This is a genomic window from Sphingobacterium sp. G1-14, from assembly GCF_002196555.1.
Lineage (GTDB): Bacteria > Bacteroidota > Bacteroidia > Sphingobacteriales > Sphingobacteriaceae > Sphingobacterium > Sphingobacterium siyangense.
This window is the reverse complement of sequence record NZ_CP021381.1, coordinates 2,894,613-2,917,634: the sequence shown is the minus strand read 5'-3', so window position 1 is coordinate 2,917,634 and position 23,022 is coordinate 2,894,613. Positions and strand designations below refer to the sequence as shown.

Sequence of the window (23,022 nt, the reverse complement as noted above, 5' to 3'; positions counted from 1 at the left end):
TATTAACCTATTTTATGAAAAGTATTTATGCCATTTGGAAATGACATAAACAAATATGTGAAATAAATCGGAAACAATCGAAAGCATAATAAGATTTTAACAAAATTTTAACATTTCAAAAAACAATGAGACAAATGGTCATATAAATGATTCATTTAGTCATATCCAAATAAAATCTATCCCGTACCTTACAAGTTTAAACCGACATAATGATTAAAACATTTTTAACATCAACAACCTTACTTTTAACCGCGACACTTTTTGCCCAGAAGAATCCTGTTATCACGGGAAACTATGCTGATCCTGAAGGTATTATCTACGGCAATAAATACTGGATATTCCCAACCTATTCGGCGCCTTATGAAGAGCAGATATTCTTTGACGCGTTTTCATCTTCCGATTTGGCCACCTGGACAAAACATAGCCGTATCTTGGAGAACAGCAACGTTAAATGGGCGAAAAAAGCGATGTGGGCACCTGCAGTATTGGAAAATAAGGGCAAATATTATCTGTTTTTCGGAGCCAATGATGTGCATCAGGGAGAGATCGGAGGCATTGGGGTCGCTGTGGCCGACAAGCCAGAAGGCCCTTATACGGACCTATTGGGCAAACCCTTAATCAACGATATTATCAATGGCGCTCAGCCGATAGATCAGTTTGTTTTCAAAGATAAAGACGGCACTTTCTACATGTATTACGGTGGTTGGAAGCACTGCAATATGGTCAAACTCAAACCAGATTTCACAGGCTTGCTCCCTTTTGATGATGGCACCTTTTACAAGGAAATCACCCCTAAGGATTACGTCGAAGGACCATTTATGTTTATAAAAGATGGAAAATATTATTTCATGTGGTCGGAAGGTGGCTGGACAGGCCCCGACTACAAAGTCGCTTATGCCATCGCCGACTCGCCCTTTGGCCCTTTTGAGCGCATCGGAACAATATTGGAACGGGATCCTGAAGTCGCTGTTGGCGCCGGACATCATTCAGTCATCAAGGTACCCAACGAGGACAAATATTTTATTGTCTATCACCGTAGACCGCTTGGCAAAGATGGAGCCAATGAGCGGGTAACCTGCATCGAAGAAATGAAATTTGACAAAAATGGACATATCATACCTGTTAAGATGACCTTTACAGGTGTCAAACATCCATTAAAATAGCAGAATTACTTCTTTTTGCAAACAACAAAGAAGCCCAGATCAATCGAACTGGGCTTCTTTGTTATGAAAGCAATTACCGCTTAAATGCTGGAAATTGCATTATTCAATGTTTCAGATGGGCGCATTGCCTTAGCTGCCAATTCATCATTCGGGAAATAATAACCACCGATGTTTTGTGCATGGCCCTGAGCCGCGATCAATTCTGCATTGATTTTCGCTTCATTTTCTGTTAACACATTTGCAACGGTCGCAAATTTCTCAGCTAATTCAGCATCTTTTGTTTGCGCTGCCAAAGCCTGCGCCCAGTATAATGTCAAGTAGAAATGCGACCCACGGTTATCGATCTGACCAACTCTACGTGCCGGAGATTTGTCATTAGCCAAGAATTTCTCCGTTGCCTCATCCAATGTCTCCGCCAATACCAGCGCTTTTGGATTATTTTGTGTTTGAGACAAGTGTTCCAAAGAAGCACCAAGTGCCAAGAATTCACCTAATGAATCCCAACGCAAGTAACCTTCTTGAAGGAATTGTTCTACGTGTTTCGGAGCTGAACCACCAGCACCTGTTTCAAATAAACCACCGCCATTCATCAATGGAACAATCGACAACATCTTAGCTGATGTACCCACTTCTAAGATCGGGAATAAATCCGTCAAATAATCACGTAATACGTTACCAGTCACGGAAATAGTATCTTCGCCTTTACGAATACGCTCCAAAGAGAATTTCGTTGCATCAATCGGAGATAAAATACGAATATCCAGACCAGTTGTATCAAAGTTTGGCAAGTATTTTTCTACTTTTTTGATGATTTCTCTATCATGTGCACGGTTTTTATCCAACCAGAATACAGCAGGTGTCTCAGATAAACGGGCACGATTTACAGCCAATTTCACCCAGTCTTGAATCGGTGCATCTTTCGTTTGACACATACGGAAAATATCTCCTGTCTCTACTTTTTGCTCCATGAAAACATTTCCTTCCGCATCAACAACGCGAATAACTCCGTTTCCTGCAGCTTGAAAAGTTTTATCATGGGATCCGTATTCCTCAGCTTTTTGCGCCATCAAACCTACGTTTGGCACAGAGCCCATTGTTTTTGGATCTAGAGCACCGTGTTCTTTACAGTCTTCAATTGTCGCTTCGTAAACGCCAGCGTAACAACGATCAGGAACCATAGCAATCGTATCTTCTTCTTGACCGTCTTTATTCCACATCTTACCACCGATACGGATCATTGCTGGCATAGAAGCGTCAATAATTACATCAGAAGGCACGTGGAAATTTGTAATGCCTTTATCCGAATTTACCATCGCTAAAGCAGGACCATTTGCGATAGCAGCGTCGATAGCAGCTTTCACTTCAGCCTCTTTTCCATGACCTGCGATTTTAGCATAAACCTCGCCTAAACCGTTATTTTTATTGATACCCAGCTCTTTGAACAAATCGCCATATTGCGCAAAAACATCTGCAAAATAAGTTTCAACAACAGCACCAAATATAATCGGATCAGAAACTTTCATCATTGTTGCCTTTAAATGTGCAGACAACAATACTCCTGCGGCTTTCGCTTCAGCGATAGCATCAGCTACAAAAGCTTTCAATGCAGTTAAGCTCAACGTTGAAGAATCAATAACTTCACCCGCTTTCAATGCAGAAAGTCCTTTTAATTCTGTTACTGCACCTTGCTCATCAACAAACTCAATTTTGAATTGGCCTTCATTTTCAACGGTTACAGACTGTTCTGAACCGTAGAAATCACCTGAAGTCATGGATGACACCTTTGTTTTGGAATCTTTCGCCCAAGCACCCATTTTATGTGGATTTGCTTTTGCATAATTCTTAACCGCTTTAGGTGCACGACGATCTGAGTTTCCTTCACGTAATACAGGATTTACAGCAGAACCCAATACCTTTGCATACTTAGCTTTGGCTGACTTTTCTTCATCTGTAGTCGCTTCATCAGGATAGTTCGGAACAGCGTATCCTGCTTGCTGTAATTCAGCGATAGCACCTTTTAACTGCGGAATTGATGCGGAGATATTCGGTAATTTAATGATGTTTGCTTCAGGAGTTGTTGCCAACTGACCTAACTCAGCCAATGCATCAGCAATTTTTTGATCTTCTTTTAAAAATTCTGGAAAGCTAGCAAGAATACGGCCTGCTAAAGAGATATCTCTCAATTCAACATCGATACCAGCTGTAGCTGTAATCGCTTGAACGATAGGCAAAAACGAATAAGTCGCTAATAAAGGAGCTTCATCTGTTTTTGTCCAAACAATTTTTGATTTGTTTGACATAGTAATCTATTAGAAATATGTTTAATTTTTAATGCTATGTGAAATCATTGAAAAATCTGAATTTCTCAAAAATTCGCCTAAAGATAAGAATTAATGCCATAATTAACGAGGAATTGCACCCCTTTTGACAATAAAATTGTGAAAATAAATATATTTTGGCAATACAGAATAAGTCGCTTCACCTCCACCCAAAAGTATTCCTCTTGACATTTCAGTGACGGGATACTACAGGCGAAATCCTATTTTAGCTCAAATTAAAAAACACAACTGACAATGAAAACATTCAAATTGAACAATGGAGTTGAAATTCCGGCAATTGGATTTGGAACTTGGCAAATTCCCGAGGGCGAAGAAGCTTATCAGGCAGTTAAAGAAGCTCTTGCCGCTGGATACACACATATTGACACCGCAGCTATATATGGAAACGAAAAGAGTGTCGGAAAGGCTATAAAAGACAGTGGTATAGATCGTAATTCACTGTTTATTACAACAAAACTCTGGAACACCGAACGTGGATACGATAAGACAATTGCTGCATTTGAACAATCGCTCAGCGATCTACAATTGGACTATCTCGATCTTTACCTGATTCACTGGCCAGCCAACGAAACACAGTTTGCAAACTGGTCTGACATCAACGCGGACACCTGGCGAGCTTTTGAGCATCTGTATCAACAGGGGAAAATAAGAGCTATCGGTGTGAGTAATTTTCCAAAAGACTATCTCGCCAAATTATTGGAGTCAGCGACAATCGTACCTGCTGTGAACCAAATTGAATTTCATCCGGGTTATCTTCAGAAAGATACCGTGGCGCTCTGCAAATCCAATGACATCCTTGTTCAGGCTTGGTCACCCCTGGGTTCGGGCAGAATATTGCAGGATGAAACACTCATTGCACTGGCCAAGGAAAAGAATACAAGTGTTGGACAACTCTGTATCAAATTTGCCTTATCTCAGGGCATCTTGCCGTTGCCAAAATCAACCAATCCCGATAATATAAAACGAAATTTAGCTATCGACGATTTTGAGCTGACAGCAAGCAATATCAAAACTATCCTCGAACTCCCTCAAATGGGTTTTTCCGGATCAGACCCTAAAAAAGTCGCTTTTTAAGGGCGGTAATACAAAATTTATGGAGTCGCTCTAAGGCTGCTCCATAAATCAATCCTATATTGCAGAGCTTCTAGCACAAAAGAAACTGATTGCCCCTTTTTGCTAAACAGTATATAACAATTTTTTGCTATTATAGCAGTAAAGTTGACTACGCTATTCTTTACTTTTTTATTGAAAAAATGAATGAAATAGAACTTATAGATCAATCAGAACTTCCTGCACAGGGAGAAGACTACTACTATCACCCCTTATGGACGACTTGTATCCTGCTTTGTAGAGGCTCTATTCAGGTCAATAGTAATGGTACGCCTACCGATCTCCAAGCTGGCAATATCCTCTTTATCGGATACAATAAGTACTACAGCTTTACAGCAATTAGTAACGATGCTGTTTTTAAAATACTCCATTATGACCGGAATTTTTCCAACCGAATACGATTGTCGATCAGTCGATACGATGCGTATCGGTTAATCAATGCCAATCGCTCAACACCCTTTACTCCTGCCTCCAACGATTTTGAAGCGATCTGGACATTGTTATGCACTTTACATAACAACCGTAAAAAACCGATCGATCCGAAGAAGGATTTTCTCCAAAAAGCCAATATCAATATTTTTATGGCGATTATTTACCTTTTGGCCGATGTGATCTATACTGCCGGCGAAAGCTCCGGAAAGACACACAACAAAAGAAAGGAAGAAATTACCGTGCATTTTTTACAGCTTATAGCCGATCACTACAAAGAACAGCGCGATCTAGCATTCTACGCCGACCGCCTCAATATTTCCATCAAGTACCTGTCGATCAGCGTCAAGGAGATTACAAAAGAATCGCCCTCTGAAATTATTAGCAACTGGCTAGTCACAGAAGCTAGAGCGCAGCTCACCATTTCTACCAAAACAATCAATCAGATCTCACAAGAATTTAATTTTTCAGATCAATATGCTTTTAGCAAGTTTTTCAAAAAACATGTCGGCATAACACCCAAGCTATTTCGTGAACAGCAAGCCAATCTTGTTACCAATTGAACATCATAAAGCAGGAATCAAACATTTCTTGTCCCCCCAAGGCATCGTAACTTTGTATCACATATATAAACAAAGTTAAATACCATGAATACGAAGTCAAGAGCCCGAAAAATAGGTTTTTACTTGACGTTATGCTTCTTTACATTCTTTTGCAATCAAACATACGGTCAAGACAGCATAAACAGCCGGAAAATAACAATTGAAAAACTGTTCGAACTTGCTATCCATAACCACCCAAATCTTATCGTTTCGGCATCAGCTGTTAGTATCGCCCAACAAAAAACTGAAGTTGCAAAATTAAGAAGGCTTCCCGAAATCAGCGCTTCGGCATCTGCCTTTTACCTCGGCAATGCTGAGTTGATCGACAAAGACCTCTCGGGGTCGGAAAAGGTACCTCTACCTCATTTCGGCAATAATTATGCTTTGGAGGCGAAAGAACTTATCTGGAAAGGAGGTGTGGTAAAAAATAGCATCAAAGCCTCTACCTTGGGTGAGGAGCTGGCTGAATTAGATCATAAGAATGAAGAACAGAACATTAAAATTTTGGTTTTAGGCTATTACCTTGATCTATTCAAACTGAAAAATCAAGAAGCTGTCTATAATCAAAATATTGAGCTTGCCCACAAAAGGCTAGACCTGACGGAAAAATTATATAAACAGGGCATGATCACCAAAAATGATGTCATCCGAAACCAATTGCAAATATCTGAATTGGAACTAGCGAAAGAGGTCATTCAAAACAATCGGAAAATCCTGAATGACGAGCTTATCGTCGCTTTAGGACTACAGGAGGGCACAGTAATTGAGCCGGATGATAAACTATTAGATAGCAGGTTTCAGCTGGCAGACCTCGCGAGCTTGAAACAAGATGCTTATGTGTCCAGCCCGGGCCTTCAACTTGCGGCCAAAGAGACCGAGCTTCTACAGACAGAAAAGGCGATTACAAAATCAGAACGATCCCCTGCCCTTAGCGTATTCGCGGGAAACAGTCTTGTGAAACCCATCACCAATGTGATGCCGGTGATCGACAAATACATGAATACCTGGAATACGGGTATCTCGTTAAGCTATACGATTTCATCAGTCTACACCACTGGAAAAAAGCTTAAGCTAAATGATCTACAAATTGAAAAAAACGAGAAATACGCAAGCGCTCTGAAACAAAAAACCAGTGTAGCTGTTAATACTGCATACATTAAATACAATGAGGCCTACTCACAACGCAAGACTTTGGAGTACAATAAAGCGCTTGCAGATGAGAACTATCGTATTATTGAGAAAAAGTATTTGAACCAATTGGCGTTGATCGTCGATATCATGGATGCATCAAACTCAAAACTTGAAGCGGAATTGAAATACACAAATGCTGAAATCAATATCGTGTATGCATATTACAAACTTTTAAAAGAGACTGGAAAGATCTAGTACATTTTCCTTTTGCCTAATTTAATCAGTTTTATATATGTAAGGCCTCGTTAAGAAATTAATGGGGCTTTTTTATCTGCAATATTTTAACTCATTATTATGGCAAATTCATTTTTTAAAACGATCCGGACATCCATCAAGCACTGGTATATCCCATTGATTATTGGTATTCTATTAATTCTTTTGGGTTTCTATACCATTTCCACACCTGTTGCTGCATTTCTCACATTAGCAATTCTATTTTCATGGTCATTTATTATTTCCGGTATTTTGGAAATCATTTTTGCCGTGCAGAATAAAGATGAAGTGGATGGTTGGGGCTGGTACCTCACCGGGGGCATCCTCTATACCCTATTCGGCATATTGCTGATTGCCAATCCGCTGTTATCAGCGAGCACCTTGGCATTTATCGTGGGTTTTTATGCACTTTTTAAATCCTTCCAGCTGCTGTCCTTTTCCTTTGATCTCAAAAATTACGGTAGTAAATCTTGGGGTTGGAATTTGTTATTTGCCATTTTAGGCATTATTTTCAGCTTTATCTTGCTTTGGAATCCACTATTTGCCGGTTTCTCCCTAGTGATCTGGACAGGAATGGCTATTAGTACGGTTGGTTTTGCAGCCTGTGTATTTGCATTTCAGCTGAAAAGTCTCAAAGATATCCCGAAAAAGCTACCAGACGAGTGGAAAGAGCGTTATCAGAAGCTTAAAGAAGAATTTGATCAACATCGTAAATAGAAAAAGGGCAATTAAGCCCTTTTTTTTATCAATATTAATTCGGTGGTCAAGGTTATTTACTTATTTCAACAATCTTAAAAGGCACTTTATGAAGTGGATAATCTTGCTTATCTGTTTTTACACGACTTATTTTCATGATCACATCAAAGCCTTCATAAATTTCACCAAAAACGGTAAAATCATGATCGAGTCTTGGCTGTCCTCCGCGAGCTAAGTACTCCTTACGTTGTGCTGCAGTATATTTTATGCCTTTCTTTAATTCCAGACTATCAAGCTCTGCTGCCGTGATTTTCTTTCCAACCACGAAATAGATCTGATTCAAAAAAGATGCCTTCGCGGGATTTCCATCCCGTCCTGCCCCCAGAGCACCCATTTTATGAAAAGCCCGGTCATCGAACTCTGCTGCCAATCGTGGTTTTTTATGAAGGGGATCTGCTGCCTCACGTTTTTCAATATCAATATCATGCTCTCCGCCCTGCACAACAAAATTTTCAATAATGCGATTAAACAATGCTCCCTGATACACAGTATCCCGAATAGATCGCAACATCAAATCGCGATGATTGGGCGTATAGTCATAAAGTACAACTTTAAAATCGCCAAAATCAGTCTTGAAAAGCAAATGTTTTGATTGTGCATAACAATTCCCCAATACAATAAAAATAACGCATAGGATGGTCAGAATTTTCCTCATAGTACGAATTAATCAGTTTCTTAGATTTCATATAAAAATACATTAAATTTCGATTTATAAAAGACATTCCCCTGCAGTTTTCCAAATACGCTTGAAGGACATCTGCATAAGATCCTTTCGAAAGTTGCCCTTCACTAAAAAATTACATATAAAGTGTCTAGTTAAAACTTGCAAATAAGCATAAATTTATCTTAGTTTGGATTAAAACTATTCAAGACTATGCAGTATACAGCAAATCCAGACCGATATCAAGATATGATCTATAATCGTTGTGGTCAATCCGGTCTTCTATTGCCTGCCATCTCATTGGGAATGTGGCATAATTTCGGTGACGACACGCCCCATCAAACCAAAGTTGATATTTGCACAACCGCGTTTGACTTGGGAATTACCCATTTTGACCTCGCAAACAATTACGGTCCACCTGCTGGGAGCGCCGAAAAGGCCTTCGGACAAATATTAAAAGAACAATTTTACGGCCTCCGCGATGAAATGATTATTTCATCAAAAGCAGGATATCACATGTGGAATGGGCCTTATGGAGAATGGGGAAGCCGTAAATACCTGATATCAAGCTGCGAGCAATCACTCAAGCGTCTGGGTATCGAATACGTCGATATTTTCTATTCACATCGTTTCGACCCCAATACCCCCTTGGAGGAGACCATGTTGGCACTGGATCAGCTAGTCCGCAGCGGAAAAGCACTTTATGTCGGTATTTCATCCTATAACTCGCAACGCACAAAAGAGGCCTATGCGATCCTAAAATCATTGGGTACACCTTTTATTATTCACCAGCCCAGCTATTCCATGTTAAACAGATGGGTAGAAACCGATGGCTTGCTTGACACCTTGGATGAGATAGGCATTGGTTCTATCGTATTCTCTCCCCTGGCACAGGGCATGCTCACCGATAAATATTTACAGCATATCCCAGAGAATAGTCGCGCTTCGCAATCCAAATCACTTCAGACGAAATTCCTAAACGAAGAAAATCAAAAGAACATCCAGGCTTTACATGCAATTGCACAGCGTAGAGGACAGTCGCTCGCACAGATGGCGATTGCCTGGGTATTACGTAAGAAGCAAGTTACATCGGCACTAATTGGTGCGTCAAGACCACAACAGGTTGTTGATTGCGTTGGTGCACTGAAAAATCTGTCGTTTAGTCCGGAGGAAATTCACGAAATTGATCTTTATGCAAAAGATGGCCATATTAATATCTGGGCTAAATCGGCTGAGATCGATTAAGATTAATGCCATAGAAGTTTTCATCCGGGGAACCGCTTTGCGCCCGGTTGAATTCTATAAAACAAAAAAGAGCCCGGCACTATCCGGGCTCTTTCCGTTGATTAACCCATTTTTTTCAATATCTTTTCAAAGGTGTTGATATTCCGGCTTGTCATCTTATCTTTAAGATTCTTTTTTCCTAATACCTTTCCAAAACTGGAATCTAAAGTATTTCCCTTGGGCACACGCCAATAAAAGACCGCATTGACAATTTCAGCCTTCTCCCCTGTCACCTGCGTCGAATTGCTGAATTCATCCATCAGTATGGTTTCGACACCTTCTGTCCCTACAAAAGCATATACATGGAAGTCCGTATGCATTTCAAACGGAATGTTTGCCTGCAGCAATTCCACCTCTTCCTGCGACCGGATGAATAAAAAAGCTTCATAAGAAAAATATGCCGACATGGACTCCTCCAATAGCCGCTTGAGCGGGTCGGCCGCTTTGTCCGACGAAAAAACAATATTTCCAGAAGCCAGTACTGAAGTAACGTCAGTTACACCGCCGTCCTTAAAAACCTGACAGACATCCGCCATCTTCATGTTGGTTCCCTTCACATTGACGCCGCGTAGAAAAGCACAGTATTTCATGTTATTAAATTAATCGATTAATTCGTCCATCGGATTCCAAAACAACTTCCTAAAATCCTTGATCCGTAAATTATTCACAACAAGCCCCTCAGCTTCAAGCCGTTCTTGAAATCCAGGCACCGCAAGTGTACCGCTACTTGATATAACACGATGGGCAGGAACATCTTTCGGACATCCTCCCATCGCTTTCCCAACGTGCCTTGAGTGGTTAGGAAAACCTAAAGCTTTTGCTATGGCTCCATAAGTCGTTACTCGACCTTTGGGAATCAGCTTTGCAACCTCATATACTTGTTGTTTGAATTGCTCATCCATTTCGGTTCACATTTTAATAGCTCGATATATTTACATCAAAGAGTGCCATTCCTTTGCTATTCTAATAGCAAAAAGAGAAGAGCAACCTAAGTTACAAAAGCTACTATAAGTTATTACTGTCTTTAATTGATTCACTTGTCTAATTTTTTGTTTCCATATGATTGAGGGGGAAAAGATTCTTCCAATTGTCTATATACACGACTCCAGCTAGGGTTATCATCAGCATTCAGTTTTACATATTGCCCCTTTTTTGTTGCAATGCTTATTTTTATATCTATTCCATCGTATGGCTGACGCGATTCCTCCTCTTTAGCGGCAATAAATTTTTCCAAATCAATTTTATCCAATAGCGAGTTCCATTTGTCTTCCGTATTGCCGTATGATTTTATCGTACTCTGTGCTGTATCAATTGCAGAAAACAGACAATAAACACTATCTCGTGTTATCTTCATCGTATAACCTTTTGAAGGTGTTACTGTAAATCCGCCAACCGTATAAATTGACACTGCAGTAATCTCATTTTTATTATTTTCTGCTGTCACCCGATGTGAGTTATGCGTACAGCTTTGCCATAAGAATAGCTGTACGACCAAAAGCGAGAGCTGTAAAATCAATTTTCCGCCCATATTTTATGCCTTTAAACGCTAATAAGTAAATAATTAAACAAAAAAAAGCGTTTTGTGTTGTTAACAGACAACGCTCTTTGCTGCTTGCCTAATTTACATAAGTTATTGGGATTTCGTGCTCCCAATCTCTGTATTCGTTACATATCAAACCGATCAGTTGCCTTGGATCAGCTCGAAGGCTGTTCCTCGTAATACCATACTCACTCGTGACTGGAAATTTTATTCCCTAACAAAAAGTTGTTCATTCCGTTTCCTATCAAAACACATTGATACAGGGCAAAAAAACAAGTGTTTTTCTATAACTATAGGTTAATATTCACTTTTCTTTTAGTGCCTTTTCGAGGAAAAAAACGGAAGCTTCACAACCCCAGTAGGGATAAAGAACATGCTAAGCACAGATAAAGCACTGTTCATGTATAAAGCAAAATGCGCTTTAAAGGTACTATAAGCATGCGTGAAGGCCGCACAAAGCGACCAAAAATGAGGGAAAATAGAGCTAGATTTAGTTAATTAATAATTAACAACTATTTAAATTCATTCGATGAATATACGTAAATGCTCGTTGTTTTATCATTTAATCACTTGAAAATAAAATAGAAATAGCTGTTAATATAAATAATAGGAGTCCACGATTTTGTTTATAATGGTTGTTTTTCATGAATAGATTAAATAAAAAAAGAGTTGATTTTTACTATTATTAATTGTAAAAATCGTACATTCATCTACCTACTAGTAGATAGATATGAATACAAAAGAAAGAATAATAGATACTGCTGCCAATATGCTATCAAATAATGGTTTTAATGCCTTTAGTTTTCATGACATTGCAAAGGATATCGGTATTAAAACCTCCTCCATCCATTACTATTTTCCTACGAAACCAGATCTTATTGTTGAAATTATTCGCTACTCGCAAAGTACGCAGACAGCATTATTTGAATCAATTTCTAAAAAGCTACCCATAGAAAAGCTCTCTATACTGATCGATTTTTATATAGACTTAGCCAATAAAGGCAAAATGTGTCCAATTGTTTCTATTTCGTCCGACATGAATGATATTGATCATAATGTCAAAGTCGAGGTAAGAAAGTTTTATGACTTTCTATCTGCATGGCTTGCTTCTGTTTTAGAAGAAGGAATGAAAGAAAATCAGTTTCTGAGTGAACAAAACCCCAAGAATAAATCGATTGAAATATTGAACATTTTGGCCATGATGCCAATTTTATCACGGCTCGGTAAAGGTCCTGAAAGCTTTGAGAGAATTAAGCAATCAATTATAGAGAATCTTTTAAATAAAGGGTATGATACAAAAGATAAATAGTTTGGGCTAATCATTGATAATAGTTATGAAAAACTTCGAAACCAAGACAAAGCTTCCACATATTGGAAAAATTATTAAAACTCTTATCCTCGAAAAAATAATAAATAAGGATAAAATATTAGAATCTTTAAACATTAATGAATCAATGCTGGAAGATATCTATGAAAGTTCGTCTTTGGACTTTGAGACGCTCATTAATTTTTCAAAGCTACTTCAGACTAATCTCTTCCTTTATTATCGTGAACATAGTATCATCAAAGAAATCTTTGATGAAAGCATGATCGAACAAGCAGGTGTGATCGAACAAAAAAAAGAAACTATTACGCACTTGACAGCTATCATTGCAGCTCAGGAAAAAGTCATTGCCATTCATGAAGCAAATGAAACTATACAAAAGTGGATAAAATAAACTAATCTTATGTTTCATGCTTTTTAGAAACAAAAAATGGTCGTATCTTCAATTGAAAATACGACCATTATGAACCTTTTATATTTAAACAGCAGTTCTGGAATTCTTTGGAAATTGTGATCGGTTAAAGTCTACTACTCCCTGATGTGAAGTTGGCGCACCATCAGCCCCCATAAATTGACTGATCACAAAGTCTCTGATTTCAGCAGCCTTCTCTTTGTCTGCATCTAAAAGAGCCACTTTCAAATCTTTTGCATCAAGCTCAGTACAATAAGCAGGCGTACCCGGCTGGTGTCTCCAGGATTCTGATAAAGCTCCGGTATCTACTGTATCATATCCTGCTTGGCCAGCTAAAGAAGCTATAATTTTTTTATGCTCTACATTATCCCCAGCTATTGCCATTGCAATCCTATTATTTGCTCCTTCTTCCTTTCCACCATTGTTCAATGTTTCCGCCAATAAATTATTGAAAGCCTTAATGACAGGGCGCCCGATTTGTTCTGATACCCAAACGCTTTCCACTTTTCCATCTTTTAGCTCGTCTATTTCTCCATCACGGAACGGATAATAATTTGAAGTATCAACAATGATCACTTCATCTGAAACATTGGAAAAAAGATCTTTGGGCAAACTTAGAATTGCTACAGTGGGTACAGATAAAATGACAAGATCAACATCTTTTACCACATCCTCAATACGTGACGGTTTTGTACCAAGATCTATTGCTCGTGCCTTCAATTTATCGGCATCTTCTGTATTGGTTACTTTAACATCATGTCCGGCCGTTACCATTTTTTTTGCAATGGTACCACCTATTGCGCCGGTACCTATTATTCCTATTTTCATATAAATATACTTTTTAAATTTTTTGAAATCATTTCATTTAAGGATGGCCAATTTCAAAGTAGCAGCTTTCAGAAGTACGTATTAATCTGCAACTTCAAATGATTTGTTTCAGCCATTATTTAATTGAATAACATGCTTAATATTCTTGGACAAAGATAAATCTTAATTACTTTCTAAAAGATAGCACTTTCCCAAAGGATAGTAATATTTCATATCTTTGTATTGAGAATACCTTAAAAACTCAATCAAATAAATTAAGTTTAGTATTACAATAAAGCTATGGCACATAAAAAAATGCATTGTGATTGTCTGGATACAGTAAAACCAGTTCGTGATACCCTTGATGTTATTAACGGAAAATGGAAACTTCCAATTATCATTTCAATTGGTGTGGGAAATGACCGTTTTACCGATATTCAGGAGAGTATACCCGGCATTACACCTAAAGTTCTGGCAAAGGAACTTAAGGATCTTGAGCAGCATAAGCTGATTAAACGGATTATTATTGAAGATTATCCCATTAAGATCTCTTACCAACTTGAACCCTACGCGGATACTTTAACACCTATCATATATGCCCTCCGGGATTGGGGCGTAAAACACAAAAAGAAAGTTACCGAGCGCTAAACCAGCTTTTACTCTTCTCTAGGGCCTCTCCTTCTAACAGGCATTTTAATCAGGTAAAAAATATTTTAAAAGAAACTTCTTGCTTTATTGAACAGTGTTCAATAACTTTGCGATGTCATTAATTTAAAACTTTTATAAAATGAAAAAAGCATTAATTACTGGTGCTAGTGGTGGCATTGGTCTTGAGGTAGCCAGGAAACTGGCCGCTCAGGGTTATAACCTGACCTTGGTAGCACGTAATAAGGAGAAACTTATTTCTCTGCAAGAATCTTTAGGTAAAGACCGTCATCAGGTGATTTCTTTAGATTTGACGAAAAAAGCGGATATATTACAACTCAGTAACCATATAACTAATAATCGGTACGATGTCCTGATCAATAATGCAGGTACCGGAACTTATGGTCAATTTGTTGAAATACCACTGGAAGACCAGTTAAGTACGATGACACTGAACATGGAAGCTGTGGTAACACTTTCATATGCTTATTTGAAGAATGCAAGATCTGGTGATGCGCTGATCAACATAGGTTCACTCCTCGCCCATTCTTCATTGCCCGGAGGTGCTGTATATGCCGCAACAAAAAGTTTTGTAGCCAACTTTTCGGAATCACTCTGGTTCGAATTTAAAAATAAGGGTATATTTGTGGCAGGCTTCCATCCAGGGGCTGCGGACTCGGATTTTCATCACAATGCTGGAAAGGAAACCAGTGCATTTCCTAAATTTGTGGTCTCTTCGGTAGCACAAGTGGCTGAGGAACTAACAAATGCACTAAATAATCGAAGCAAACCAAGAATTGTTCAGGGACTTAAAAACAGAATGATGCTTTTTGGTTTCAGATTACTCAGCAGGAAAGCCGCAGTTAATATTATGGGTAAAATAAGTCCCGGAATTCCCCATTCATAGAAGGATTCCGAACAATAATTTTTAACGATTCATATTGATCAAACATGGGTATAGCTGAAAGAAAACAGGAAGAGAAACAGGAAATGCGCAAGCGTATTTTGGATGCAGCACGCATGATATTTCTTGAAAAAGGATATGAAAATACCAGTATGAGAAATATTGCAAGTGAGATCAATTATAGTCCGGGCACAATTTATTTTCATTTTAAGGATAAAAGTGAGATTTTTCATGAACTTCATAAGGAAGGCTTCAGGCTTTTGCTTTCACAGTTAAAGGTACTAGATCATGTTAAAGATCCATTTGAGCGCCTAAAAGCTGTTGGAAGAGCATTTATCCAATTTGCTCAGGATAATAAGGATTACTATAATCTGATGTTTATTGCAGATGAACCCGAAAAAAAATCCCATGAAGGAGGTTTCCAGATTGCACAAGAAGCAATCAATCACCTTTTATCATTGGTAAAAGAATGTCAGACACAGGGCAGATTTAAATCAATGGATGTGGAATACTTTTCATTTATGATCCTTTCATCGATGCATGGTATCTGTGCACTCTTCTGTAAAGACCGTACCACGAGTTTTCAAAATAAAACCAATGAAGAACTCATGAAGTATGGATATGAATGCTTTGTGGCATTATTAGAAAAAGGATAGTCCTTTTTTTTACCTATAAATTGAACACTGTTTAAATTCATTACAATGGTCAAAAAATATATTAAAATTCTATTTTGGTGTTATTTTCCTTACACCATCTTAACTACACAAGTAGTGAATGCGCAAAGTCGGCTGGAAGACTACATCCGACAGGGCATCGAATCGAATCAGAGCATTCACCAGCAAAATTTCTTGCTGGAGAAGAATATTTATGCACTTGGAGAAGCAAAGAGCATGTTCTTACCAAACGTTAGCTTTTTAACAACCTATACCAAAGCAGATGGTGGTCGTACCATAGATATTCCAGTCGGCGATATGCTAAACAATGTCTACTCCACCCTTAATCAGCTTACTGGAACCGGTGCGTTCCCCCAGCTTCAAAACCGTAGTGAACAGCTCAATCCCGATAATTTCTATGACGCCAAGTTTCGGGTCACCCAGCCTATTCTGAATGCAGAATTAAATTATAACAGAAAGATCAAATTGAAACAGGTCGATCTACAAAAAACGGAAGTTCAGCTCTACAAGCGTGAATTGGTAAAAGAGATCAAAACAGCTTATTATAATTATTTAAAGGCTGTAAATGCTGAAAAGATCTATCAGTCCTATCGGAGTTTAGTTCTCGAAGGTGAGCGTGTCAATAAAAAGCTTTTAGAAAATGGGAAGATCAACCGGACAGCAGTAATCCGCAGTAAAAATGAAGTTTCTAAAATTGATGCCTCGATAGTTTCTGCAAAAAAGACAAAAGAATCGGCGCAGTTTTATTTTAATTTCCTGCTAAACCGTCCATTATCGGATAGCATTGAAGTTGACGAAATAACAACTTTACCTGAGAGAGACCTTTCATTGATGGAAAATGTTGACAGCCGTGAGGAACTCTCCAAACTTAAAATTGCCAAAGGCATTAATGAGGACCTTAATGGTCTTGCAAAATCCTATTTAATACCGAAGATCGGAGCCAGTTTGGACATGGGTTCGCAGGCCTTTGACTGGAAGTTCAACAAGCAGAGCCGTTATTATTTATTGGGGGTATCTCTGGAATGGAACCTGTTTTCCTTTGGAAGAAATAGCAACCGCATCAAGCAGACAGTCGCAGAACAGCATGCCATCGAGTCACAAACAGGATATGTCGAACAGCAATTACTTACCGAACTCAAGGTACGTCAGACCAATATGCAGAGTGCTGTAGCACAGTACGAATCTGCCCGTAGCCAGCTGAATACAAGCCAGACCTATTACAACGACCTATCCAAACTTTACAGGGAAGGAATGGCAATCTACATTGAACTTCTTGATGCGCAGAACCAATGGGTCGATTCACAGTTACAGGCCAATATTGCCCTCTTCGATACATGGATTGCCTTCACAGCGATCGAACGTGCCAACGCCAGTTTTACTATTAAATAAATAAACATGAAAAAAATAAATATCGTAGCAATAGCTTCCACATTTCTGATCTATTCCTGTGGAGATCATCCAAAACAAAAAAATCCATTGGGCGAACCTGACGTGATTGCGGTAAAGACAGCCCCCCTATCCTCTTATACAGTTCCGGGCACCATACACGCCAGCGGTCTGGTCAGTACCGAAAATGAAGCCAATTATGCCTTCAAGATCGGCGGGGTGATCAGCCGTGTGTTTGTGGAAGAAGGACAGTTCTTTCGTAAAGGACAGGTACTTGCTACGCTCAATGTGACAGAAATAGCAGCAGGTCTTGCCCAGTCCGACCTTGGTGTTGCCAAGGCGCAACGGGACTATGACAGGGCAATAAATCTTTATAGAGATAGCGTTTTTACCCTTGAACAATTACAGAACACAAGAACTGCACTTGATCTTGCACGTAAATCAAAGGAAGCAGTGGCATTCAATGAGCGATATGCCAAAATATATGCCGCCTCTGACGGCTTTGTAACCAAAAAAATAGCCAGCGAAGGTGAAGTGGTTGCCGGCGGGATGCCTGTACTGCTTACCAATTCCACAGTCGCCAACGGTAGTTACATCCTAAAGGTCGGTGTCACGGATCTTGAATGGTCGGCCATCAATGTGGGACAGTCCGCAAAGGTCAGCCTTGACGGCTATATCGGTCAGCAGTTTGATGCCACCGTGAGTAAAAAGCTCCGTTCAGCCGACAGGGAAATCGGCTCCTTCCAGGTTGAGCTCAGGTTAAAGCTAGATAAGGTAACCCCGCCCGTTGGTATGTTCGGCAAAGCCGAGATCGCGACTGACAGTGATGGAAACGCTGTTATTATCCCCTACAGTTCGCTGGTCGAAGCAGACGGGGACAAAGGCTTCATCTATACAACGGTTGGCAGTGATAAGGTCAAAAAGATTCCTGTACATATCCTGAGATTTGAAAATAAGCGGGTTTACCTTCGTGATAGGCTTGAAGGGATCGTTCAGATCGTGGTTTCCAACAGTGCCTTCCTCAATGAACAATCCATTATTAAAATAATCAAGTAAACGGCACTACAATGAAGATAACAAATTTTGCAGTTAAGAACTACCAGTTTACACTGATCATATTTGTCCTGGTCGCAGTGGTAGGCCTGCTGACTCTGTTTACCATGCCACGGTCGGAGGACCCGACCACCAACCCGCCACAGTATCTGGTAACGGTGATCTATCCGGGCACCAGCCCCAAGGATATGGAAGAACAAGTGGTCAAACCCATCGAAAATAAGATCTATGGACTGGAGAACATCGACAAAATACTGACCACGATCGAAGACGGGGTGGCGGCCATACAGATCAAGTTTAAATACGGGGTGGATGTGGACAACAAATACCAAGAGGTATCCACGGAGATCAATGCCCTGAAGAACGGTGAACTCCCCAAGGATATCTACCAGATCAAGACCGAAAAGATCTCTTCGGGTGATGTAAAGATCATACAGGCAGCACTGATATCGAATACGGCATCCGCCAAGCAATTGCGTGACCAGGCCGACATTTTGAAATCTAAACTGGAAAAGATCACCGACCTGCGTGAAGTGAAATACTCCGGTATGCCCGAACAGGAGATCAGGATCGATATGCAGCTGGATAAACTTGCCCAGTTAAAGATCCCGTTGAACCTTGTAATGGGCAGCCTGCAAAGCGAGGCTGCAGATATACCGGGGGGAAGTATCAATCTGGATGATAAGGTCTTCAATGTAAAGACCAGCGGAAAGTTCAAAAATGTAGATGATGTAGCCAACACAGTGATCTATAACGCCAATGGGAAGATCGTTTACCTAAAGGATGTTGCCGAAGTAAGCTATAAGGACGGGACTGTCAACCATATCACGAGAATCAACGGGCATCGTTGCATCCTCATCAACGCTGCAATGAAGGATGACGTTGATATCAGTAAGGTTAAAAAGGAATACACGCCCGTACTTGACGAGTTCAGTGAAACGTTGCCGGAAAATATCAAAATGGTCAAGAATTTTGATCAGGCAGATATGGTGGCGAAACGATTAGGCCACCTGGGCTTTGACTTTGGACTGGCCATTCTTTTGGTGGTCATTACGCTGCTTCCACTTGGTTTCAGAGCTTCGGTGATCGTTATGATATCAATCCCCCTTTCCCTTGCGCTGGGACTGATCGCCATGAACATGATGGGATTTTCGCTGAACCAGTTGAGCATTGTCGGTCTGGTGGTGGCTTTGGGGCTACTGGTGGATGATAGTATAGTGGTGGTGGAAAATATTGAAAGATGGCTCAGGGAAGGACATTCCATAAAAGACGCCGTACTAAAGGGAACCAAACAGATCGGTATTGCCGTGGTTGGCTGTACAGCAACATTGATTATCGCCTTTCTTCCATTGGCATTTTTACCGGATATGGCGGGAGAATTCATCCGCAGTCTGCCAGTAGCTATCATAACCAGTGTGCTTGCCTCCATGATCGTGGCCCTGACACTTGTTCCCTTTATCGGAAGCAAGATATTGAAAACACATGACCATGGCGAAGGAAATTACTTCCTAAGAAAGCTACAGCAGTTCCTGACCTTTTCCTACAAAGGAATTATGAAGAAAGCTCTTCAGTGGCCTAAAGTGACGGTGGCCATATCCATCGTACTTAGCGGACTGGCATTTGCACTGTTCCCGCTTGCCGGGTTCAAACTGTTCCCGACTTCGGAGAAGCCCATGTTCCTTGTCAATATAAAGATGCCCCTGCAGGCCGATATTCCGGAAAGTGACCGTGTTGCGAGATTAGTAGAAAAAGAACTGAAATCCCATGAAGAGATCCTGTATTATACCTCCAACGTAGGAAAAGGCAATCCACAGATCTACTATAATGTACACCAGCAGGATATTAAGCCGGATTTCGCCCAGATATTTGTCCAAATGCAGGAAGAGGCAAGCCCAATTGAAAAGACGGCACTGATCAAGAAATTACGCAGTAAGTTTAAGGATTTTCCGTATGCCAAAATTGAAGTTAAGGATTTTGAGCAGGGAACTCCAATTGAGGCTAACATTGTGGTCAGGGTCTTCGGTGAGGATCAGGACACCCTGCGCGCACTATCGTTCAAGGTAGAGGAACTTTTGCGCAAGCATCCGGGCACATTTTTTATCAACAACGAGCTTAACGCCTATAAATCTGATGTAAAGATCACTATAGACAAGCAAAAGGCTCGAACGCTCGGTGTGATGACCAGTGACGTGGACAAGGTGATCAGGCTTGCCGTAGCAGGGCTTAACGTTGGCGACTATATTGATGACCGTGGAGATTCAAGAAATGTGGTGATTACCGTTCCAAGGGACAAGTTCTCCAATCTTGATGCACTGAAAAATTTATATGTGAACAACCTGCACGGAGCACCGATACAGGTCAGCCAGATTGCCAGCATTGGATTTGAATCTTCCCCGACCGCAATAAACCACTTTAACAAATCACGCTTTGCCAAGGTAACATCGCTTACTAAAGACCATGTGCTGGCCAATGACATTCTCAAGGATATAGTTCCGCAGCTGGAGAAGCTAAAGTTCCCAAAAGGATACTATTACAAGCTTTCGGGGGAGGCTGAATCCGAAGGCGATGCCCTGGGCGGAAATTTTCTTTCGGTGATCATACTGAGTGGATTCCTTTTTGTGGCGGTGTTGCTGTTACAATTTAAGACCTTCAAGGGTATTATAATCGTTCTATCTATTATCCCGCTGGGTGTTCTGGGTGGAGTGATATTCCTATTGCTTACAGGCAATCCGATGTCATTGGTTTCTATTATCGGTTTTATTGGCCTTTCTGGTATACAGGTCAAGAATTCGTTACTGTTAGTTGATTTTACCAACCAGCTGAGAGCCAAGGGCCATAGTCTGGATATCGCTATACATATCGCAGGTGAAACACGTTTCCTTCCTGTAGTATTGACCTCCATCACTGCTATCTGCGGACTGATCCCAATCGCCATGAATCCCAACCCCCAGATTGCACCACTAGCAATCGTGCTCATTGGAGGACTTATTAGTTCAACCATTCTTTCCAGAATTGTTACTCCGGTGATGTATAAATTGATTCCGCCTGAGATAGAAATAGAAGAAAAACTATAGGATATTGAAATATTTAAGATTTATCAACAAAGAGGCTATCAAAAAAAAATAGCCTCTTTTCTTTTTAAAGAATTACACTTTAGAAGTCAGCTGTTTTATATCATTATCCAACTGGTCAAACCTCTTAAATATAGCTTCATTACTTATCTCAAGTTTCGAATTCTTAAGTGCTTCAAGTTCCTTTTGAAGTTCAAATAACATGAATTCCAGGTCCATTTTAGGAGCACTTTCTTTAGTCTTCAATCTTGTTTGTAATTCTTTCATTTCACGGCCAATAGCTTCTTGTTCCGTAATTGCATATTCTTCAGTCTGTTGAACGGAATAATGACCAAGCATTTCCTTTACAATGTGGATTGAAACGCCATTATTTAGAGTGATAGTACTTGCAAATGTTCTTCGCGCTTTGTGTGTATTTAGTGTTTCGGAGATTCCACACAAGTCAGCTATTTCTTTTAAATATTCGTTCATTTTTTGATTTGAACGACCAGGAAGAACTGAATCTCTTTTTATACAGCCCGGATCATTGTTATACTTTGCAATTATCTCAAGAGCTTTTGGCAATAATGGGATATCAGTCCCAGATTTTGATTTTTGTCTACTGGACATAATCCACATACTGCCATCATCACCTTCTTTGATGTCATTCCATTTTAATTGAAAAGCATCAATATATGATAAACCTGTATAGCATTGAAAAACGAAAATATCTCTAACAACACTCAATCTATTAGATAAGAATACTTTATCTTCAATGCGCTGTAACTCAGCTTTAGTCAAAGGTTTCTTTTTCACCTTAGTTTTCCTACTTGTAAATAGCTTAAATGGATCTTTAGGGATAATTTCTTTTGCAACTGCCCGGAGTACTATCTTTTTGAAATTACTGATATATTTCAATGAAGTATTGTTCGAACACTTTCTGATAGTTTTTAAGTATAATTCATAATTTTTCACAAATTCATAGTTCAATGCAGAGAAAGAAAGATCTTCCCGCCCGTATTTATATTGGATAAATTCTGCAACATGAGAACGGGCAGTAACATATCTTTCACGTGTTCCATCAGAATACTCTCCAGTTTTAACTAAAGCAGCTATCTCATCATTATGTTCCAGAAATTCTTCTAATACGGAGTTATGACGTTTGTACTTACCATTCACAAAATCGATAAGATCAACAGCCGTAATAAGCTTATCATTATTCAGCAGTTCTGTCCGATAGCTGTTAATCTTGGTCCTAAATGAATCTAAAAAGAAATTGAGCTCTTTAGCATCCTCCTTGGTACCTATAGCTTTTTCTTCCTTTTGGTTCCATCTTGTAACATCCCACTGTCGTTTTGTGGAACATTCTTTTGTAATTCCATCCACCGTAATTCGAACATAGACAAGGCGGATAGCTCGGCTTTTTTCTCTTGGGCTCTTTAGAAAGAAGGTTAGCCCATAACTTTGTTCTAACATAAT

21 protein-coding genes are annotated in these 23,022 nt (G+C 39.7%); 14 read left to right on the top strand and 7 right to left on the bottom strand.

Annotated features, from left to right (window positions below; all coding sequences use genetic code 11):
- Positions 1 to 209 precede the first annotated feature (209 nt).
- Positions 210 to 1,163: a glycoside hydrolase family 43 protein gene (locus CBM24_RS12130; protein WP_088161433.1), complete on the top strand. Its 954-nt coding sequence runs from the start codon at positions 210 to 212 to the stop codon at positions 1,161 to 1,163.
- 80 nt (positions 1,164 to 1,243) lie between these two features.
- Here CBM24_RS12130 and CBM24_RS12125 read toward each other — a convergent pair whose 3' ends face one another.
- Entirely contained in the window at positions 1,244 to 3,463 is a 2,220-nt protein-coding gene (locus tag CBM24_RS12125; protein WP_075992467.1) for an NADP-dependent isocitrate dehydrogenase, read from the bottom strand.
- 273 nt (positions 3,464 to 3,736) lie between these two features.
- On the opposite strand from CBM24_RS12125, the gene CBM24_RS12120 reads away from it, so the two are divergent.
- The 4 genes from CBM24_RS12120 to CBM24_RS12105 all read left to right on the top strand — a co-directional run bounded on the left by CBM24_RS12120 (position 3,737) and on the right by CBM24_RS12105 (position 7,764).
- Positions 3,737 to 4,576 carry an aldo/keto reductase gene (locus tag CBM24_RS12120; RefSeq protein ID WP_075992466.1) on the top strand — a complete coding sequence of 280 codons (840 nt, stop codon included), beginning with the start codon at positions 3,737 to 3,739 and terminating at the stop codon, positions 4,574 to 4,576.
- A gap of 179 nt (positions 4,577 to 4,755) precedes the next feature.
- Positions 4,756 to 5,604, top strand: a complete 849-nt coding sequence (locus CBM24_RS12115) for a helix-turn-helix domain-containing protein (protein ID WP_075992465.1) — start codon at positions 4,756 to 4,758, stop codon at positions 5,602 to 5,604.
- Between the two features lie 84 nt (positions 5,605 to 5,688).
- A complete protein-coding gene (locus tag CBM24_RS12110; protein ID WP_088161432.1) occupies positions 5,689 to 7,029 on the top strand; it encodes a TolC family protein in 1,341 nt (446 codons plus the stop codon).
- Positions 7,030 to 7,128: 99 nt separating this feature from the next.
- Entirely contained in the window at positions 7,129 to 7,764 is a 636-nt protein-coding gene (locus tag CBM24_RS12105) for an HdeD family acid-resistance protein (RefSeq protein WP_075992464.1), read from the top strand.
- A gap of 52 nt (positions 7,765 to 7,816) precedes the next feature.
- Here CBM24_RS12105 and CBM24_RS12100 read toward each other — a convergent pair whose 3' ends face one another.
- Entirely contained in the window at positions 7,817 to 8,458 is a 642-nt protein-coding gene (locus CBM24_RS12100) for a peptidylprolyl isomerase (RefSeq protein ID WP_088161431.1), read from the bottom strand.
- Between the two features lie 219 nt (positions 8,459 to 8,677).
- On the opposite strand from CBM24_RS12100, the gene mgrA reads away from it, so the two are divergent.
- Positions 8,678 to 9,709 carry an L-glyceraldehyde 3-phosphate reductase gene (gene mgrA, locus CBM24_RS12095; protein ID WP_088161430.1) on the top strand — a complete coding sequence of 344 codons (1,032 nt, stop codon included), beginning with the start codon at positions 8,678 to 8,680 and terminating at the stop codon, positions 9,707 to 9,709.
- 101 nt (positions 9,710 to 9,810) lie between these two features.
- On the opposite strand, the gene CBM24_RS12090 is transcribed toward mgrA, so the two are convergent.
- From CBM24_RS12090 to CBM24_RS12080, 3 genes are all read right to left on the bottom strand, one after another.
- A complete protein-coding gene (locus CBM24_RS12090; RefSeq protein WP_088161429.1) occupies positions 9,811 to 10,338 on the bottom strand; it encodes a DUF1697 domain-containing protein in 528 nt (175 codons plus the stop codon).
- 9 nt (positions 10,339 to 10,347) lie between these two features.
- On the bottom strand, positions 10,348 to 10,650 hold the full coding sequence (locus tag CBM24_RS12085) for an MGMT family protein (RefSeq protein WP_088161428.1): 303 nt from the start codon (positions 10,648 to 10,650) through the stop codon (positions 10,348 to 10,350).
- A gap of 131 nt (positions 10,651 to 10,781) precedes the next feature.
- Positions 10,782 to 11,276, bottom strand: coding sequence for a hypothetical protein (locus CBM24_RS12080; RefSeq protein ID WP_088161427.1), 495 nt, complete (start codon positions 11,274 to 11,276; stop codon positions 10,782 to 10,784).
- Between the two features lie 742 nt (positions 11,277 to 12,018).
- Between CBM24_RS12080 and CBM24_RS12075 the strand changes: the two genes are divergently transcribed.
- The gene (locus tag CBM24_RS12075; RefSeq protein WP_088161426.1) at positions 12,019 to 12,597 is read left to right on the top strand and encodes a TetR/AcrR family transcriptional regulator; all 579 of its coding nucleotides are present in this window, start codon (positions 12,019 to 12,021) and stop codon (positions 12,595 to 12,597) included.
- A gap of 25 nt (positions 12,598 to 12,622) precedes the next feature.
- Complete coding sequence (locus tag CBM24_RS12070) at positions 12,623 to 13,006, top strand: hypothetical protein (RefSeq protein ID WP_088161425.1); 384 nt, start codon at positions 12,623 to 12,625, stop codon at positions 13,004 to 13,006.
- A gap of 84 nt (positions 13,007 to 13,090) precedes the next feature.
- On the opposite strand, the gene CBM24_RS12065 is transcribed toward CBM24_RS12070, so the two are convergent.
- Positions 13,091 to 13,852 carry an NADPH-dependent F420 reductase gene (locus CBM24_RS12065; RefSeq protein ID WP_088161424.1) on the bottom strand — a complete coding sequence of 254 codons (762 nt, stop codon included), beginning with the start codon at positions 13,850 to 13,852 and terminating at the stop codon, positions 13,091 to 13,093.
- 279 nt (positions 13,853 to 14,131) lie between these two features.
- On the opposite strand from CBM24_RS12065, the gene CBM24_RS12060 reads away from it, so the two are divergent.
- From CBM24_RS12060 to CBM24_RS12035, 6 genes are all read left to right on the top strand, one after another.
- On the top strand, positions 14,132 to 14,479 hold the full coding sequence (locus CBM24_RS12060; RefSeq protein WP_088161423.1) for a winged helix-turn-helix transcriptional regulator: 348 nt from the start codon (positions 14,132 to 14,134) through the stop codon (positions 14,477 to 14,479).
- Positions 14,480 to 14,618: 139 nt separating this feature from the next.
- On the top strand, positions 14,619 to 15,383 hold the full coding sequence (locus CBM24_RS12055; protein WP_088161422.1) for an SDR family NAD(P)-dependent oxidoreductase: 765 nt from the start codon (positions 14,619 to 14,621) through the stop codon (positions 15,381 to 15,383).
- A 44-nt stretch (positions 15,384 to 15,427) separates the two neighbouring features.
- On the top strand, positions 15,428 to 16,036 hold the full coding sequence (locus CBM24_RS12050; protein WP_088161421.1) for a TetR/AcrR family transcriptional regulator: 609 nt from the start codon (positions 15,428 to 15,430) through the stop codon (positions 16,034 to 16,036).
- A gap of 45 nt (positions 16,037 to 16,081) precedes the next feature.
- Positions 16,082 to 17,443, top strand: coding sequence for a TolC family protein (locus tag CBM24_RS12045; protein WP_088161420.1), 1,362 nt, complete (start codon positions 16,082 to 16,084; stop codon positions 17,441 to 17,443).
- A gap of 6 nt (positions 17,444 to 17,449) precedes the next feature.
- Complete coding sequence (locus CBM24_RS12040) at positions 17,450 to 18,496, top strand: efflux RND transporter periplasmic adaptor subunit (RefSeq protein WP_088161419.1); 1,047 nt, start codon at positions 17,450 to 17,452, stop codon at positions 18,494 to 18,496.
- 11 nt (positions 18,497 to 18,507) lie between these two features.
- Complete coding sequence (locus CBM24_RS12035) at positions 18,508 to 21,567, top strand: efflux RND transporter permease subunit (protein WP_088161418.1); 3,060 nt, start codon at positions 18,508 to 18,510, stop codon at positions 21,565 to 21,567.
- Positions 21,568 to 21,639: 72 nt separating this feature from the next.
- On the opposite strand, the gene CBM24_RS12030 is transcribed toward CBM24_RS12035, so the two are convergent.
- Positions 21,640 to 23,019 (bottom strand): site-specific integrase, encoded by a 1,380-nt coding sequence (locus tag CBM24_RS12030; protein WP_088161417.1) that lies wholly within the window; start codon positions 23,017 to 23,019, stop codon positions 21,640 to 21,642.
- Between the last annotated feature and the right edge of the window lie 3 nt (positions 23,020 to 23,022).

Bases quoted from the DNA above. Each gene is read 5' to 3' on its own strand.
- CBM24_RS12130 (WP_088161433.1), top strand. From the start codon at position 210: ATGATTAAAACATTTTTAACATCAACAACCTTACTTTTAACCGCGACA.
- CBM24_RS12125 (WP_075992467.1), bottom strand. From the start codon at position 3,463: ATGTCAAACAAATCAAAAATTGTTTGGACAAAAACAGATGAAGCTCCT.
- CBM24_RS12120 (WP_075992466.1), top strand. From the start codon at position 3,737: ATGAAAACATTCAAATTGAACAATGGAGTTGAAATTCCGGCAATTGGA.
- CBM24_RS12115 (WP_075992465.1), top strand. From the start codon at position 4,756: ATGAATGAAATAGAACTTATAGATCAATCAGAACTTCCTGCACAGGGA.
- CBM24_RS12110 (WP_088161432.1), top strand. From the start codon at position 5,689: ATGAATACGAAGTCAAGAGCCCGAAAAATAGGTTTTTACTTGACGTTA.
- CBM24_RS12105 (WP_075992464.1), top strand. From the start codon at position 7,129: ATGGCAAATTCATTTTTTAAAACGATCCGGACATCCATCAAGCACTGG.
- CBM24_RS12100 (WP_088161431.1), bottom strand. From the start codon at position 8,458: ATGAGGAAAATTCTGACCATCCTATGCGTTATTTTTATTGTATTGGGG.
- mgrA (WP_088161430.1), top strand. From the start codon at position 8,678: ATGCAGTATACAGCAAATCCAGACCGATATCAAGATATGATCTATAAT.
- CBM24_RS12090 (WP_088161429.1), bottom strand. From the start codon at position 10,338: ATGAAATACTGTGCTTTTCTACGCGGCGTCAATGTGAAGGGAACCAAC.
- CBM24_RS12085 (WP_088161428.1), bottom strand. From the start codon at position 10,650: ATGGATGAGCAATTCAAACAACAAGTATATGAGGTTGCAAAGCTGATT.
- CBM24_RS12080 (WP_088161427.1), bottom strand. From the start codon at position 11,276: ATGGGCGGAAAATTGATTTTACAGCTCTCGCTTTTGGTCGTACAGCTA.
- CBM24_RS12075 (WP_088161426.1), top strand. From the start codon at position 12,019: ATGAATACAAAAGAAAGAATAATAGATACTGCTGCCAATATGCTATCA.
- CBM24_RS12070 (WP_088161425.1), top strand. From the start codon at position 12,623: ATGAAAAACTTCGAAACCAAGACAAAGCTTCCACATATTGGAAAAATT.
- CBM24_RS12065 (WP_088161424.1), bottom strand. From the start codon at position 13,852: ATGAAAATAGGAATAATAGGTACCGGCGCAATAGGTGGTACCATTGCA.
- CBM24_RS12060 (WP_088161423.1), top strand. From the start codon at position 14,132: ATGGCACATAAAAAAATGCATTGTGATTGTCTGGATACAGTAAAACCA.
- CBM24_RS12055 (WP_088161422.1), top strand. From the start codon at position 14,619: ATGAAAAAAGCATTAATTACTGGTGCTAGTGGTGGCATTGGTCTTGAG.
- CBM24_RS12050 (WP_088161421.1), top strand. From the start codon at position 15,428: ATGGGTATAGCTGAAAGAAAACAGGAAGAGAAACAGGAAATGCGCAAG.
- CBM24_RS12045 (WP_088161420.1), top strand. From the start codon at position 16,082: ATGGTCAAAAAATATATTAAAATTCTATTTTGGTGTTATTTTCCTTAC.
- CBM24_RS12040 (WP_088161419.1), top strand. From the start codon at position 17,450: ATGAAAAAAATAAATATCGTAGCAATAGCTTCCACATTTCTGATCTAT.
- CBM24_RS12035 (WP_088161418.1), top strand. From the start codon at position 18,508: ATGAAGATAACAAATTTTGCAGTTAAGAACTACCAGTTTACACTGATC.
- CBM24_RS12030 (WP_088161417.1), bottom strand. From the start codon at position 23,019: ATGTTAGAACAAAGTTATGGGCTAACCTTCTTTCTAAAGAGCCCAAGA.